Origin of the sequence: Myxococcus guangdongensis, assembly GCF_024198255.1 — a bacterium.
GTDB lineage: Bacteria > Myxococcota > Myxococcia > Myxococcales > Myxococcaceae > Myxococcus > Myxococcus guangdongensis.
The window spans coordinates 130,564-145,439 of the sequence record NZ_JAJVKW010000019.1 but is presented as its reverse complement, the minus strand read 5'-3'; the positions used below and the strand labels follow the sequence as shown (position 1 = coordinate 145,439).

General features: G+C 67.1%; 9 protein-coding genes and 1 tRNA gene. 5 read left to right on the top strand and 5 right to left on the bottom strand.

Annotation, left to right across the window (positions count from 1 at the left end):
* The first annotated feature begins 33 nt into the window (after positions 1–33).
* Both LXT21_RS39540 and LXT21_RS39535 read left to right on the top strand, forming a co-directional pair.
* Positions 34–840 (top strand): GNAT family N-acyltransferase, encoded by an 807-nt coding sequence (locus tag LXT21_RS39540; protein WP_254043420.1) that lies wholly within the window; start codon positions 34–36, stop codon positions 838–840.
* A gap of 92 nt (positions 841–932) precedes the next feature.
* Entirely contained in the window at positions 933–2,534 is a 1,602-nt protein-coding gene (locus LXT21_RS39535) for a DUF6119 family protein (protein WP_254043419.1), read from the top strand.
* 67 nt (positions 2,535–2,601) lie between these two features.
* On the opposite strand, the gene LXT21_RS39530 is transcribed toward LXT21_RS39535, so the two are convergent.
* From LXT21_RS39530 to LXT21_RS39515, 4 genes are all read right to left on the bottom strand, one after another.
* Entirely contained in the window at positions 2,602–7,233 is a 4,632-nt protein-coding gene (locus LXT21_RS39530; RefSeq protein WP_456094095.1) for an amidohydrolase family protein, read from the bottom strand.
* Between the two features lie 322 nt (positions 7,234–7,555).
* Positions 7,556–9,379 (bottom strand): DEAD/DEAH box helicase, encoded by a 1,824-nt coding sequence (locus LXT21_RS39525; protein WP_254043417.1) that lies wholly within the window; start codon positions 9,377–9,379, stop codon positions 7,556–7,558.
* Between the two features lie 179 nt (positions 9,380–9,558).
* Positions 9,559–9,655 (bottom strand) — tRNA-Sec (locus tag LXT21_RS39520).
* Positions 9,656–9,688: 33 nt separating this feature from the next.
* A complete protein-coding gene (locus LXT21_RS39515; protein ID WP_254043416.1) occupies positions 9,689–10,327 on the bottom strand; it encodes a TetR/AcrR family transcriptional regulator in 639 nt (212 codons plus the stop codon).
* Positions 10,328–10,432: 105 nt separating this feature from the next.
* Between LXT21_RS39515 and LXT21_RS39510 the strand changes: the two genes are divergently transcribed.
* The gene (locus tag LXT21_RS39510; protein ID WP_254043415.1) at positions 10,433–11,437 is read left to right on the top strand and encodes an NAD-dependent epimerase/dehydratase family protein; all 1,005 of its coding nucleotides are present in this window, start codon (positions 10,433–10,435) and stop codon (positions 11,435–11,437) included.
* Here the strand turns inward: LXT21_RS39510 and LXT21_RS39505 are convergent.
* Positions 11,391–12,464, bottom strand: a complete 1,074-nt coding sequence (locus LXT21_RS39505; protein ID WP_254043414.1) for a metallopeptidase family protein — start codon at positions 12,462–12,464, stop codon at positions 11,391–11,393. The two genes, LXT21_RS39510 and LXT21_RS39505, sit on opposite strands and share 47 nt — an antisense overlap.
* A 90-nt stretch (positions 12,465–12,554) precedes the next feature.
* Here LXT21_RS39505 and LXT21_RS39500 point away from each other — a divergent pair, with 90 nt between their 5' ends.
* Positions 12,555–12,911 carry a response regulator gene (locus tag LXT21_RS39500; RefSeq protein WP_254043413.1) on the top strand — a complete coding sequence of 119 codons (357 nt, stop codon included), beginning with the start codon at positions 12,555–12,557 and terminating at the stop codon, positions 12,909–12,911.
* A gap of 168 nt (positions 12,912–13,079) precedes the next feature.
* On the top strand, positions 13,080–14,723 hold the full coding sequence (gene groL / locus LXT21_RS39495) for a chaperonin GroEL (RefSeq protein ID WP_254043412.1): 1,644 nt from the start codon (positions 13,080–13,082) through the stop codon (positions 14,721–14,723).
* Positions 14,724–14,876 lie beyond the last annotated feature (153 nt).

The window sequence follows — 14,876 nt, the reverse complement described above, 5'->3', positions numbered from 1 at the left end:
GGTATGTCGCCGGCCTGATTCAGGGAGGGACCCATGACGTCCATGCACTGCCGAGTCGCCACCACCCAGCGCGAGTTGGATGACGCGCTGCGGATCCGCTGGGCTGTTTTCGGAGGGGAGCTGCGGTTGCTGGGCGGCAAGCCGTCACCGACGCGGCGCGAGCTGAGCTGCTTCGACACGCTCGAGACGACGGTGCACCTGGTGGTCTACGCGGACCGGACGCCGGTGGCGACGCTGCGGATGTTGTTGACGAATCCGGAGGTTGCGCTGGCGACGGGAGGGCGACTCGGGGTGGAGATGGAGCAGAAGCTGGACCTGTCGAGCCTGGTGGGGCCCGGGCGGGTCATCGCGGAGACGGCGCGCTTCTGCGTGCTCGAGCAGTGGAGGCACACGGAGGCGGTGGCGCATCTGCAGGCGGGCATCTACGCGGAGAGCCGGCGGCGCGGTGTGACGCACTGGGTTGCAGCGGCCAACATGGACACGGACTCACACGAGGACGCGCGGTGGATTGCGTGTGTGGCGGAGCACCGGGGCTGGGTGAGCCCGCGTTGGCGGGTGAGGTCGACGGTGCCTCATGAGTCGCCTGCGATCCCCAGGAGCCCGTTCTACACTCCAACGGAGCGCGAGCGGGCAGGGCAAGGCTTGTTGGCGGGATTGAGGATGCCCCGGGCGCCGTCGCTGTTCGCCAGGAAGATGGGCGCGCGGTTCGTGGGGCAGCCGCTTTATGACGCGAGCTTCCACCGGTTCACGCTGCCGCTCGTGGCCGCGCTCGATGAGATTCCCTCGAGCACGTTGGAGCGCTTCCGCGCGTTGGACGGTGTGTTTCGTCGCGCTGGTTAGCGCCACCGTGCGTACCCCTGGGGTGGTAGAGACATCTCAGCCCCTGGGACTCATCCTCCCGATCGAAACACGACATTCGATTGGGGGAGTGAATGGCCACGAAGAAGGCTCCGTCGCGAAAGCGCGTCAGACATCTGACCGCTTTGTTGATCAAGAGCGAGTTCAAAAGTCCCAAGGACTGCATCAAGGATCCTGCCTCCGTGACTCAGATGGAGGTGAAGCGCGGTCTGGGTTTCACAGGTGAGTTCTACGTGCAGTCCAAACGGGCCAGGTCCGCTGCCTGGATGGGCTTCGTGGCGCAGATGCTGGAGGGGCGCCTTCCGGAGCCGAAGAACGACAACATCTGTGCGGTCCTCTTCGTTCGTGTCCAGAAGCGGTGGTTGGTCTTCACTCAGGGGCACGGCAGGAACCTGCTGAAGGTCGACTGCTTCGAGCGGGACTTCGGCATCAAGGTGGTGCTGAACTCGGTGGATCCGAAGCAGCTCCGGAGCGTCGATGTGAGGAGCGTCGAGAGCCTGACGACACAGACGCGGAAGCAGCTGAGTCGGAACTCACCGATGACGGCGTTCGCGCTGAACCTGCATCAGGACATCCCTCGGGTCATCGCGGGGAAGCCCATCGACGAGGAGTTCGCGAAGTTGATCGCGGGCTCGGACTCCTTGTCGCTGAGCGCCAAGCTGGAGGTCGAAGACCTGGGGGCGAAGTGCGAGGCGCTGCTGACGGCCTACCAGAGCATCGCGTACCGGGAGCATTTCCCCTGGTTCGACCAGCTGAGGGCCGTGCGCGACCCGTCAGTGATCGCGAGTCTCTCCACGACGCTGCTCGAGACGATCCGCTCCAAGAACTACGACGACCTGCATCTGGCCCCTCCCGACATCATCGATTGGCACGAATCGTGGGGGTTCTCCTTCTCCACGGAGGCTGAGCCGGCGCCGCGCCATGAGTTGCAGATGGAGGAGTATCTCCGCACGGTGGACGAGGACGAACTCTCGTTCGAGAAGCTCAAGCGGGACGTGGTGCGGCTCCACGATACGCGCTCGGAGGTCCCGCTCTCGAAATGGAGCGTGTTCGACACCCTCGTCTTCGAGACGGAGCTGGAGGGGAAGGTCTACGTCCTCTCCGGAGGAGACTGGTTCCAGGTCGACAAGAAGTTCGCGGATGGAGTGAAGGCGAAGTTGGGGCGGATTCCCGCTTCGAAGCTCGTGCTCCCTTCGGCGGGGAGCGAGCAGCACGAGGACGACTACAACAGCCAGGTGGCGAAGACCTCGAAGAACTATGCGCTGATGGACCGGCGAAACGTCTTCGTGGATGGGAGCAAGACCCGAATCGAAGTGTGCGACCTGTTCACGAAGGATTGCCAGTTCGTCCACGTGAAGAGGAAGACGCGCTCCGCGACGCTGAGCCACCTCTTCGCGCAGGGTGTTGTCTCCGCCGACTCGTTCTGGATGGACCCGGAGTACCGGAGTCACACCCGGAATCAGATCGTGAAGGGGCGGCCCGCGCTGGGGGCGCTCATCCCGGACACGAGGCCTGACCCCTCGAAATATGAGGTGGTGTTCGCCATCATCACCAAGCGCAAGTCGAACTGGCCCCACTCCCTGCCGTTCTTCAGCCAGCTCAACTTGACCTATGCCCATGACCGGTTGATGCGGATGGGCTACCGGGTCTCGCTCTTGAGAGTCGATGAACGGTGAAAGCCCGGGCGCGCGCTGAAGTCTCCAGCGCGGCCCAGGCTTTCGTTGTCCGGTTATCGGACGTGCATCACGGTGCGGGAGCGGCGGTGATGATGTTGGCCGCGCCCGGCGTCACGGTGGTGGTGAACTTGAAGTCCACCCCGTTGTCGTCGGTGTCCGTGCTGTTCGCGTCGCGGCACAGCGAGCCTTCGATCGTGTTGCTGTCCGCCAAGGCCGCCGTGCTCGTGGTGCCCTCCTGCATGTCGAACCGCTTCGAGGAACCCGCCATGGTGGCCTGCATGATGGCACCCTCGTAGGAGAGCGAGTCGATGAGCGCATCCTGGACCCCGTCGTAGAGCGCCACGGCGTCCGCGGAGGGATTCGCCGCGTTGCCGCCGTTCTGGATGAAGTCCGAGGTCCCTCGCTGGAGGGTCTTCACCCCGGGACGACCCGCCAGGGGACCGACGACCGCGGCCGAGCCCACCACCAGGTACTCACCCGCGCCCAGCGTACCGACCTCCGCGAGGTCGATCTTCTGGTAGCTCGCCGGAGGATTCACCGCGCCGTTGACGAACACCAGGAACGTGTTCGCCAGGGAAACAGGTCCCCCCGTCGGGTTGTAGATTTCGACGAACTCCTTCGTGTCCGTGCCGATCTGGTCGTAGTCCACCTCGTTGATGACCAGGTGGTTGATGGCCGGGCGATTGGCCACCGTCACCACCGCCGACAGCGACTGGCCGCCGTACGTCGCCGTCAGCCGGACGTCACCGGCCGTCTGGCCCGCGGTGAACACCACCTGACCGCTCGTCTGGCCCGCGGCGATGGCCACCGTCGCGGAGGACAGCGAGCCCAGGCCCGTGGCCGGCGTCAGCGCCACCTCCACCAGAGCGCCCCCAACTGGCGCGGCCCGGTCCAGCGTCACCGTGAACGCCTGCGTCGCGTTGAAGAACACGGTCGCCGTCGAAGGCGTCAGCGCCTGGAGCGCCGCGGCCGGCGGCGTCACCGTGATGTCCGAGGTCCGCGTGATTCCCTGCAGCGACGCGGACACCGTGCCCGCTCCCTCACCCCGCGCATCCGCGGTGAAGAGGAACGTGGCATCCGTCGTACCCGCGCGCACCGTCACGGAGGCGGGCACCGTGCCGAAGTGGGTGACCCCCGCGGCCGGCGTCGCCACGAGCGCCACCTCGAGGTCCTGGGCCGGCGCGGAGGACAGCACGACGCGGTACTCCTGCGTCTCTCCGAACCGCACCACCACGGGCGTGGAGGGCAGCAGCGACACGAGTCGCGGCGCGGCCTGGTCCAGCGTCACCGCCGTGCTGGCGCTGCTGGCCCCGACCTGCGCCGTCACCGTGCCCGAGGCGACCTCCGCGGCCTCGTCGGCCGTGAAGGTGAACGTCGCCTGGGTCGCGTTCTTCGCCACCGTCAGGACACCGTTCGCCGGGTCGAGCACGCCGAAGCCCGTCATCGGGTCCACGCTCAGCGCGATGGTCGCGTTGGCTGGGGCCGGACGGTCCAGCGCCACCGTGAGCGTCACCGTGCCGCCGGGCACCAGGCTCACCGTCGCGGGAGACAGGGACGTCACCTGCGCCTGCTCCGTCGCGCCCAGCACCCGGAGGGACGACTGGAGCGAGACCGTGCCGAGGGTGGCGGTGAGCGTGACATTCTGCGCCTGGGCGAGCGGCTCCAGCTTCACCTCCGCCGAGGTCTGTCCCGCGGGAATCGAGACCTTCCCACCCGGCACCACCAGGGCGGCCGGGTTGCTCGACGTCACCGCGACTTCGACGGGCACCGAGTAGGTGGTGGACAGCGTCACCGTGAGCACCTGCGGGAAGGCGCTCTGCGCGCCCGACTCGCCGGCACGCACGAACCCACCGGGCCCGAAGGCGGTCAGCGTCGGCGGCGTGCCGAGCATGTCACCCGCCCCACGGGGGACGAGCTTGTGGTCGTTGAAGTTGAAGGTCAGCAGGCCGCGCAGGGAGAAGTAGGGGGTGCCCACCGCCGGGTCCGCGTAGTCGAACGCCTGGTCGTCCACCATGAGCGAGGGCTGGGAGGCGTTGCCGCTCTCGTTCACGCGGAACTCCTTGAAGCTGTTCACGCCCTCGGTGACCGTCACTTCGCGCAGCTCGAGGAGCACGCCTTCGAGCGCCACCGCGCGAGGACCGCCCGTGCGCACGTCCGCCGCGCTCACGACGACCGGTGCGGGAGGCGTGTTGCCGGTGCTGCGGCGGCTGTACGTCACGTCGATCAGCTCGGGCAGGCCGTTGAAGATGGTCAGCGCGCCCTTGCTGATGTCCAGGCGGTCGCCCACGGCGAGGTCGCCCTTGGGGCCGTAGACGAACAGGCCCGAGTACTCGACGCTCTTGCCAGACGGCACCGGATGCACCTGCACCCAGTAGCCGCTGGAGCTCGCGGTGCCCTTCACCACGCCCGTGACGATGACATCCGTCAGGGACACCAGCTCACCCGCGAAGGGCAGGGCGCCGTTCACCGGCGTCTTCAGGTCATGGATGGTCACCGGGCACGCGGTGGCGCCGGGGTTCGCGATGGGGCACGCGTCGCACGCGTCACCCTTTCCGTCGCCATCCGTGTCCGTCTGGTCCGGGTTGGCCACGAACGGGCAGTTGTCCAGCCACGTGGGCAGCCCGTCGTGGTCATCGTCGCCGACCGTGTAGGTCGTGCACACGCTGTTGTCCGCCGACAGGGGGCACGGGTCGCACGCGTCGCCCACCCCGTCACCGTCCGAGTCGAGCTGCTTGCCATTGTCCATCGGGCGGATCGGGTTGAAAACGTCCCGGCAGTTGTCCGCCGCGTCTTGCACGCCGTCACCGTCGATATCGCCCGCCTCGCTCACGCCGGAGTAGACGGTGGAGTTGTTCACGGACGCCGGCCACGCGGTGTTGTTGGAGATGCGCTGGGGCGTGCAGGAGGGCTCCGCCTCCGGGACACCGCAGGCGAACAGCGGGTAGGCGGTGGGGTTGGCCGCTTGCAGCGCCGCCAGGTTCTTGCCCGCCTCGGACTGGACACAGGCCGACTTGGCCGTGCCGCACACGTCCACCGCGTCACACGTCTCCGCGGCGCCCTTCAGGGCCGCCACCAGCGCCTGGTCGCCGTAGAGCGCCTTGCCTCCACGCATCGTCAGCACCACGTTCGTGGGCTCGGCGGCGACGACCGCGCGGTGCGGCGAGGCCTTGAAGTCCTTGAGCTGGAAGATGGCCAGGTCGCCCATCTTGCCCGGCGCGATGCGGCCCACCTTCTCGTAGACGTCCACCGCCTCGGAGGCGTTGGAGGTGACCATGCGCCACAGCTGCTCGTCGCTGAACGCGCGCGCGAACTGGTGGGTGTTGAGCGAGTCCGCGCACTTCAGCTCGCGCAGGATGTTCATGGAGCCCGACTGCAGCCAGTCGGTGCCCAGGGAGATGCTCACGCCCAGGCGCTTGTGCGTCGTCACCATGGCGGTGTCGCCGTACAGCGCGATGTTGGAGCGCGGGGACCAGATGAGGCCCGTGCCGCGCGAGGCCATCAGCTCGATCTCCCGCGCCGTCAGGCCGATGCCGTGGATGAGCGCGGTGCGTCCCAGCATCACGTCATTGGCGCCCGTGGAGAGGCAGGTGAACTCGTTGTGGGCACCGGCGCTGATGCCCTCCGCGACGTGCGGCAGGTAGGCGGCCAGCTTCGACAGGCCCGCGGCGGTGGGGCGCGTCGAGTAGTCCGTGCAGCCCGTGGTCACGATGCGGCCGTTGCTGTCGCCCAGGGGGAAGGTGTCCGAGTCGGCGACGCCCTCGTCGAGGCCCTCCTGGCGAGCGACGGGGTTCTGGTCCAGGTTGCGCAGGAAGCCCGAGGCGCCACCGGCGCCGGCGATGGACGTCGTGCCCGCCATGACATGGCGCAGCTCCGCGTAGCCCACCACGTCCGCGCTGCTCTTCGAGCCGCCGTTGGAGATCCGCGTGTGGCGGTTGGCGCCCGTGCGCCACTCATTGCGGTGCTCGTAGCGCTCCTCGGTGCCCGCGTGCGGCTTGTCGGGGTAGGTGAGGTGCTCGTGCGGGTTGATGAGGCCCGGGGAGATGACACCCGAGGGGCAGGAGATCTGGGTGGCGTCCGCGGCGCCCTCGGCGGCGGAGCAGTCACACTGGGCGCAGGTGATGACACCGCTGGTGTTCACCAGGACCTGGCCACCGACCAGCGTCTCGCCGTCCTTGAGGACCACGCCCGTGAACAGGCGCGCGCCGTTGCCGGCCTTCGTCACCGCGCACGTCGCGCCGTCCGCCAGCGGAGGTGCGTCCGCCGCCGCACAGCGGGTCTGGGTCAGCGTGCAGTCGGCCTCGCAGCCGTCACCGGAGGTCGTGTTGCCGTCATCACAGACCTCGGCGCCCTCGAGCTTGCCGTTGCCGCAGTCGGCCTTCGTCGGCGTCGGGGTGCAGTCGGCTTCGCAGCCGTCGCCGGAGACCGTGTTGCCGTCGTCGCAGGCCTCGGTCCCCTCGCGGACACCGTTGCCACAAACGGGAGCACCGGGCGTCAGGGTGCAGTCGGACTCACAGCCATCACCGTTGATGCGATTGCCGTCATCACAGGCTTCTCCTGTTTCCTTCACTCCGTTTCCACAAGAAGGAGCGAGGCAGGTCTTGGGATCCTCGCATCCCGAGTCATCATCGGACGAGCATCCAACGTGGGACAGCATCAACGCGGCAAGCGCGGCCAATAATAGGCGTGGGGACGTTCGCATCTCGTGGGTCTCCCGAATGTTTCAAGCCCGTAGGGAATACCCACGTCCTTGACACGCCCCAGCGGTGTCTAATGAAACTTTTCAGACACAGTGGAGTCACCGGGAGCCACGCGAGAGGTGCTCCGGCCACACTGCGTATGCCTTACCCCTCGCTGGGTAGGGCAAGCCCTGGCCGTCACCTGATTGTGATGTTTTTTTGTGACACGTTTGGGACGCAGCGCTTTGTGTCACATCCGTGTGTCGACATCTGCTCGGCGACCGTGCTCACACCCTGGCCACGAAAGGCGGCTGCCGAGTGCGGCCCTGTCGCGCTTGGGGGCTTTTACGGAGAGAGCCGGTGGGAGGGCAGGGTGACGCGCAGTGCATCGGGGGTCCCCGTGAGCACCAGTCGGTCCACGGCTCGCGTCATGGCGACATAAAGGAGGCGGGCCTCCTCTTTTGCGTCGGTCGGACGCCGAGAGGGCCGCCCGACCCCGGGGATCGCGATGACTGGGAATTCCAAGCCCTTGCTGGAATGGAAGGTGATGACCTTGACGCTGTCTTCCGTGGGCCTCAGCGGGGATTGAGGTGCGCGAGTACCCACCCACTGGGATGGGATGCCCGACTGCCGCAGTTGGTGGATGGCCGCGGCTCCCACATCGACGGTGCGGTAGAGCACCGCCATGTCACTCCAGCGAAGGCCTTCCGAGCGGAGCTGCTGCAGGTGCCCTGAGATGTAGCGCAGCTCGACGCTCAAGTTGGGCAATGCAATGACTTGCGGTGGTGGCCCATGTCGGCCCGCGCTCTGCGGCAGGAGGAGTGGAACCCCGTCTTCATCCGCATCCTCCGGCGTCAGCACGTCCTTGGCGTAGTGATATGCGAACTGGAGGATTTCGGAGGTGTTCCGGTAGTTCAGGCGAAGGATGGTGGTCCTTCCCTGGGCATGGATGCCGACGCTGCGGAAGCTGAATCGCCCGCGCCGGTAGATGGACTGGGCATCGTCGTAGAGCACGAGGAGCGAGTTGGTCTCCGGGGCGACCATCTGGGCCACGAGCTTGAGCCACTCGGGCTGGAAGTCGTGCCCTTCGTCAATCAGCACTGCTCCGTACTGTCCACGAGGGATGAGGCCCCGGTCGGCAGCGAGGATGACGCGCTGGATGAGCTGCTCGAAGTAGTCGGAGGTTCCCTCGCGTGGCAGTCCCACGTGGAACGTCTTGAGCTGTTCGCGGCACCAGGCGTGGAAGGTGCTGACGTTCACCTGCTGGCGTGAGATGCCTCGCGCGGCGAGATAGGCTTCCAACCAGTCGGTCAGGGCGCGGTTGTAACACAGCACGAGGATGGGCCGTCGCAGGACCTTCGCGAGCTGCAAGCAGCGGTAGCCCAGGATCATCGTCTTGCCGGAGCCCGCGACGCCATGGATGACGCGGTGCCCCTCACCCAGACTGCGAGCGAGTTGCTCCTGCTGGAGGTCCATGATGCGGATGAGGTCGGGCAGCGCCGCTGCGGCGTCCGGCTCCTCGAAGAGACCGAGCTGCGCTCCTCCGATGCGGAGCTCCGGGAAGATGTGCCATCGAATGCGGTCTATCTGTGGGAGCGTCAGCGGGCGTGAGGGGACCCACGGGAACATCCCCCAGAGCCGCTGCTGAAAGGCCTCGGGGTCGACGCTTTCGGTGATCTCGTCCTTGCAGAGGACCCGCTGTGCTGGAATCACTTCATGGAGTTGTGCTTCGTCGAACTGTGCCCGGGTCAGATTGGAGAAGACGACGCCGTAGCTCCAAGGGACGGCCAGCCGGCCTCGGTGAGGGCCCTCGGGTAGAGCGAGGGAGGCATCCTTTTGAAGCAGGCTCACGATGTCCTGAGCGTAGAGCCGCGCCTGCTCGAAGGGGTTGGCGACTTCCTTCGGGCCGTCACCGGTGATGAGGGTGACACGGTTCTTGTCGATGCGATGGATTGTGTCGCGCTTCCAATCCTTCACCTCGAGGACGAGGATGCCTCGGCGGGGGTTCAGGACGATGAAGTCGGGGTGGTGCCCCGTCTGTCCAATGGCGACGTCGTACCAGAGGAGGTAGTCATCCTCGAGCTTCTCTTCGAGTCGTCGGGCGACGCGCTTCTCGCCGGACTGCATCCGAGGGAGGCACTGGCTCAGCGCGGGGATGAGGGTCGCCATGGCCACATGTTAGTTCCAGGGCCGGGAGATTTTGAAGCGCCTCACCTGGCGTCTGGATGAGCGCTCCTTGAACCGTTCGAGGTCGTAGACGCTCACTTCGATGCAATGCCTTTGGCTTTGCGTGCAAGTCTTGAGGAGTCTCTTGCCGTCGCCCTGCGTGGTGACGTCTGAAGTTCCTATCGGTAGGGCACGGGAATCGAACTCGCCGAAGACGCCTTTCAGCGCCTCCCATTGATTTTGAAGATCAAGCCGGCCACCAGGTCCGGAGGCCCTACCGCCTCCGATTAGTGCCGGCCACCCCCGCACCCGTCAACGCGCCCGTGAGCCCCGCACTGGATTCAACCCCGGCAGCCCGTGCACCAGCGTCTCCAACAACGTATCCCGCAGCATCTCCGCCGTCGTGTCCTTGAACGCGGCGCACGTCAGCTTGAGGCTCACAATCCCGTGCAGCCCGGCCCACAGCATCTCCGCGAGCCTCGCGGGCTGGGCCTCCGGCGCCAGCCTCCCAGCGGTCTGCAGATCCACGAACACACTCGCCAACAGTCCGAACGAGCGCGGCCCCGCTCCATCCTGCGTGCCCTGGAACAGCTCCGCCGACAGCTTGGGGTCTTCCATGAAGATGAGCCGGTAGGTCTCCGGATGCTCCAGGCCGAACGCCACATAGGCCGCGGACATCACCTTCAACCTCGCCAGCGGCTCGGGCTCCACCGCCGCGGGCTCCAGCTTCGCCAGGAACTCCTCGAACCCCCGGATGCACAGCTCCCGGGCGATCGCCTCCCGGTTCTCGAAGTGCAGGTACAGCGTCGCCGGCGCGTACTCCACCGCGTCCGCCAGCTTGCGCATCGACAGCGCCCCGAACCCCTCCTTCACCACCATCTCCCGCGCCACCCGCAGGATGTGCTCCCGCAACTCCGCCCGCTGGCGCTCCTTCCGCTCTGGAATCCCCATACCCACCACCCTAGGACTTGACCTTCCGAACGACCACCACTAAATGAACGGCGTTCAGTGAACGGTGTTCATAAAGTCTCCGCTGTTCGCACAAAGGAGTCCGACATGGCAGGCAAGGTGGCGTTGTTCGGAGCGTCCGGAGTCATCGGCCAGAGCGTGGCCAGCGCCTTGAAGGCCGAGGGACGACCCTACCGGGTGGTCGGCCGCTCCAGGGGCTCACTCGAGTCCGAGTTCGGCGCGGACCCGCTCGCCGAAGTCGTGACGTGGAACCCGGATGACCCGGTCTCCGTCCGCGAAGCGGCTCGGGGCGTGGACACGCTCATCTACATGGTGGGCGTCAATTACTGGCAGTTCCACCTGCATCCGCAGCTCATGCGAAAGACGCTCGACGGCGCCATCGCCGAGGGCGTCAAGCACGTGGTCCTCATCGGCACCGTCTATCCCTACGGTCTGCCTCGCACCACGCCCGTGCGCGATGACCACCCGCGCGAGCCCAACTCCTTCAAGGGCCGCATGCGCAAGGAACAGGAGGACCTCCTCCTCGCCGAGCACGCCGCCGGCCGCATCCAGGGCACCATCCTCCGCCTGCCCGACTTCTACGGCCCCCACGTCGAGCGCAGCTTCCTCCACCGCGCCTTCGTCGCCGCGCTCGCCGGCAAGCGCTCGCAGCTCATCGGCCCCATCGACCCACCCCACGAGTTCATCTTCGTCCCCGACGTGGGCCCCATCGTCCTCAAGCTCATGGACGAGCCCCGCGCCTACGGCCGCTCCTGGAACCTCGCCGGCGCCGGCGCCACCTCCCAGCGACAGATGATGGAAGAGACGTACCGACAGCTCGGCCGTCCCACGAAGCTCTCCACGATGGGGAAGGGGATGGTGCGCTTCATCGGCCTGTTCGACCCGTTCATGCGCGAGCTGGTGGAGATGCACTACCTGCTCACGAATCCCGTGCTCATGGACGACTCGGAGCTGCGCCACCTGCTCGGGGACGTCCCCAAGACGCCCTACGCCGAGGGCATCCGCCAGACGCTCGCCGCCATGAAAGCGCCGCGCACGGCCCCCGTCAGTCCAGCCCCCGTTGCCACAGGTCGTCCTCGTCCAACCCCATGAGGTGACCGACCTCGTGCATCACCGTGATTCCAATCTGCTCGATGAGCTCCTCGCGCGTCTTCGCGAAGCGCTCCAGGTTCTTCTGGTAGAGCACGATGGACGCGGTGAGGTGGTCGTACGCGTTCGTCACGCTGCGCTCGCCCACGGGCGTCCCGCGGAACACGCCGAGGATGCTCGGTGACAGGGGCGGATCCTGCCCCAACAGGTCCTCGTCCGACGGGATGTCCTCCACCGCGATGGTGACGTTGTCCAGGTACTGCTTGGCGTGCTGGGGCAGCGCCTTCACCGCGTCCTCCACCGCGCGGTCGAACTCCGCCTCGCCCAGCGCCACCGGGGGAGGGAACTCCTCGGGCACCAGCGCCTGCGCCCGCGCGAAGCGCTTCTTCGCCTCCTTCTCGTCCCCGCGCCGCTCCGCCATCAGCCCCAGGTAGTGGTGCGCCCAGGGCTCGTCCGGCATGTCCTTGAGCACCGCGTCGAAGGCGCCGCGCGCGTCGTCGAAGCGGCACAGCTCGAACAGGGCGATGCCCCGCTCCAGCCTCGCGTCCACCGAGCGCGGCATGTGCCCGAGCGCCGCGTCCAGGCTCACCAGGGCCTGCTCGCACTCGCCCATCTGGTTGAGCCCCATGCCCTCCAGGAGCAGGAACTCGTAGAGCATCTCCACGTCCTGCTCTCGCTGCGCCAGGCGCTTGCCCCGCGCACACAACTCCAGGCCTTCCTCCACCGCCTCGCGGTCCTCCCCCGCGCGGCACACCAGACAGTCCGCGGCGCTCAACAGGATTTCCAGGTCCTCGGGGGCGGCCTTCAGCGCCAGGCCGAAGGCGCGGCCGGCTTCCTCCAGGCGCCCCAGCTCCGTGAGGGCCGCGGCCCGGTAGTGCAGGGCCTCCGGCAGCTCCGGCGCGTCCGAAAGCAGACCCTCCACCTGTCCCAGGGCGCCCTCGAAATCGCCCGCCTCGAAGGCGTCCGCCACCGCCTCCAACCGCACCCTCGGGTCCCCCGACCCCGATGCCTTCCCGGTCCGCTTCTCCATGGCCCGGCTCATAAGAAGGCCCGCTGTGCGTTGTCAACGACAGGGGCGGCTGTTACGGTTCAGCGCCCTGTTGGTGCGGCATTCCGTCCTGTGAACATCCTTGTCGTCGACGACGATCTCGAGCTGTGCACCTTGCTCTCTCGCTTCCTGGAGATGCATGGGTACACCGTGTACTCGGCGTCCGACGCCCTCCAGGCGCTCGACATCATGGAGCGCAACGAGGTGGGCATGGTCATCACGGACTACATCATGCCCCACCTGGATGGCATCGCCTTCACGGAGATGGTCAAGGCGGATCCCCGCTTCCAGGCCATCCCGGTGCTCCTCATGACGGCCAGCACTGACGGCAACGTCACCGAGCGGGGCCTGCGCAAGGGCGTGGCCCTCACCCTCAACAAGCCCCTGGACATGGGTCAGTTGCTGACCCTGGTGCGCTTCGCCGAGTAGTCCCGGCCGCCCCCGTCCCAAGGACGCGGCGGGCCGTCCGCTCGGCCACACGTCCGCCCTTCTCGGTTGACATCGTTGCCCCGCCCCTTATGTTGGCGCTCGCCAGGGCCGAGTGCTAACGGCCTGCGTTGTATCCACGAAAATTCCAAGTAACTTCAGGAGGTTGCGATGGCAGCGAAGGAGATTTTCTTCCACCAGTCCGCCCGTGAGGCCATCCTGCGCGGCGTTCGTACGCTGGCGGATGCGGTCGCGGTGACGCTCGGTCCCAAGGGCCGCAACGTGGTCATCGAGAAGAGCTTCGGCTCGCCCACCATCACCAAGGACGGCGTCACCGTCGCCAAGGAGATCGATCTCGAGAACAAGTTCGAGAACATGGGCGCGCAGATGGTGAAGGAGGTCGCGTCCAAGACCTCCGACAAGGCGGGTGACGGCACGACGACGGCGACGGTGCTGGCGCGCGCCATCTACGAGGAGGGCCTGAAGCTGGTGGCCGCCGGTCACAGCCCGATGGACCTCAAGCGCGGCATCGACAAGGCCGTCGAGGTGGTGGTGGAGGAGCTGAAGAAGATCTCCAAGCCGACCTCCGACAAGAAGGAGATCGCGCAGGTGGGCACCATCTCCGCGAACGGGGATGAGACCATCGGCACCATCATCGCGGACGCGATGGAGAAGGTGGGCAAGGAGGGCGTCATCACCGTCGAGGAGGCCAAGGGCCTCGAGACGACGCTCGACGTCGTGGAGGGCATGCAGTTCGACCGCGGCTACGTGTCGCCGTACTTCGTGACGAACCGCGAGCGCATGGAGGTCGTGGTCGACGACCCCTACATCCTCATCAGCGAGAAGAAGATCTCCTCGATGCAGGACATGATTCCCATCCTCGAGCAGGTCGCGCGCTCGGGCAAGCCCCTGCTCATCATCGCGGACGACATCGAGGGCGAGGCGCTGGCCACGCTCGTGGTGAACAAGATCCGCGGCGTGCTGAACGTGGCGGCGGTGAAGGCGCCGGGCTTCGGTGACCGTCGCAAGGAGATGCTCAAGGACATCGCCACGCTGACGGGCGGCATGGTGGTGAGCGAGGACCTGGGCCACACGTACGAGAAGCTGACGCTCGCCGAGCTGGGCCGCGCCAAGCGCATCACGGTGGACAAGGACAACACCACCATCGTCGATGGCAACGGCAAGAAGGAGGAGATCGAGGGTCGCATCAAGCTCATCCGTGGGCAGATGGACACGGTGACGAGCGACTACGACCGCGAGAAGCTCCAGGAGCGGCTGGCGAAGCTGGTGGGCGGCGTGGCCGTCATCAACGTCGGCGCGGCGACCGAGACGGAGATGAAGGAGAAGAAGGCCCGCGTCGAGGACGCGCTGCACGCGACGCGCGCGGCCGTCGAGGAGGGCATCGTCCCGGGCGGCGGCGTGGCGTACCTGCGCACGCTGGGCGCGCTGGAGGCGCTCAAGCTGGGTGGGGAGCAGAACTTCGGCGTGGAGATCATCCGCCGCGCGCTGCAGGAGCCGCTGCGGAAGATCGCCAGCAACGCGGGCGTCGAGGGCGCCGTGGTCATCAACAAGGTGCGCGAGGGCAAGGGCGCGTTCGGCTACAACGCCCGCACGGACACCTACGAGGACCTGGAGAAGGCCGGCGTCATCGACCCGACGAAGGTCGAGCGCACCGCGCTGCAGAACGCGGCCTCCGTCGCGTCGCTGCTGCTGACCACCGAGGCGATGGTGGCCGAGCGTCCGAAGGGCAAGTCCAAGGGCGGCGGCGCTGGCGCCGGCATGCCGGACTACGGCGGCGACGACATGGAGTACTGAGCCACGCTCCGCGCCCCGGGCTCGATGCCCGGGGACGTGGTGGGTGAGCCGACCTCGGCCCCGGTTGCCTCGTGTGAGGCACCGGGGCCGTTGTTTTTGGGCGGGGCAGGGGAGGCCGCGTGCGTCGGGGTGCCCACGGGCCCACGCGGACGA

Coding starts and splice junctions, on each gene's coding strand:
- LXT21_RS39505 (WP_254043414.1), bottom strand. CDS start 12,464: ATGGAGAAGCGGACCGGGAAGGCATCGGGGTCGGGGGACCCGAGGGTG.
- LXT21_RS39535 (WP_254043419.1), top strand. CDS start 933: ATGGCCACGAAGAAGGCTCCGTCGCGAAAGCGCGTCAGACATCTGACC.
- LXT21_RS39525 (WP_254043417.1), bottom strand. CDS start 9,379: ATGGCGACCCTCATCCCCGCGCTGAGCCAGTGCCTCCCTCGGATGCAG.
- LXT21_RS39515 (WP_254043416.1), bottom strand. CDS start 10,327: ATGGGGATTCCAGAGCGGAAGGAGCGCCAGCGGGCGGAGTTGCGGGAG.
- LXT21_RS39540 (WP_254043420.1), top strand. CDS start 34: ATGACGTCCATGCACTGCCGAGTCGCCACCACCCAGCGCGAGTTGGAT.
- LXT21_RS39530 (WP_456094095.1), bottom strand. CDS start 7,233: ATGCGAACGTCCCCACGCCTATTATTGGCCGCGCTTGCCGCGTTGATG.
- LXT21_RS39510 (WP_254043415.1), top strand. CDS start 10,433: ATGGCAGGCAAGGTGGCGTTGTTCGGAGCGTCCGGAGTCATCGGCCAG.
- groL (WP_254043412.1), top strand. CDS start 13,080: ATGGCAGCGAAGGAGATTTTCTTCCACCAGTCCGCCCGTGAGGCCATC.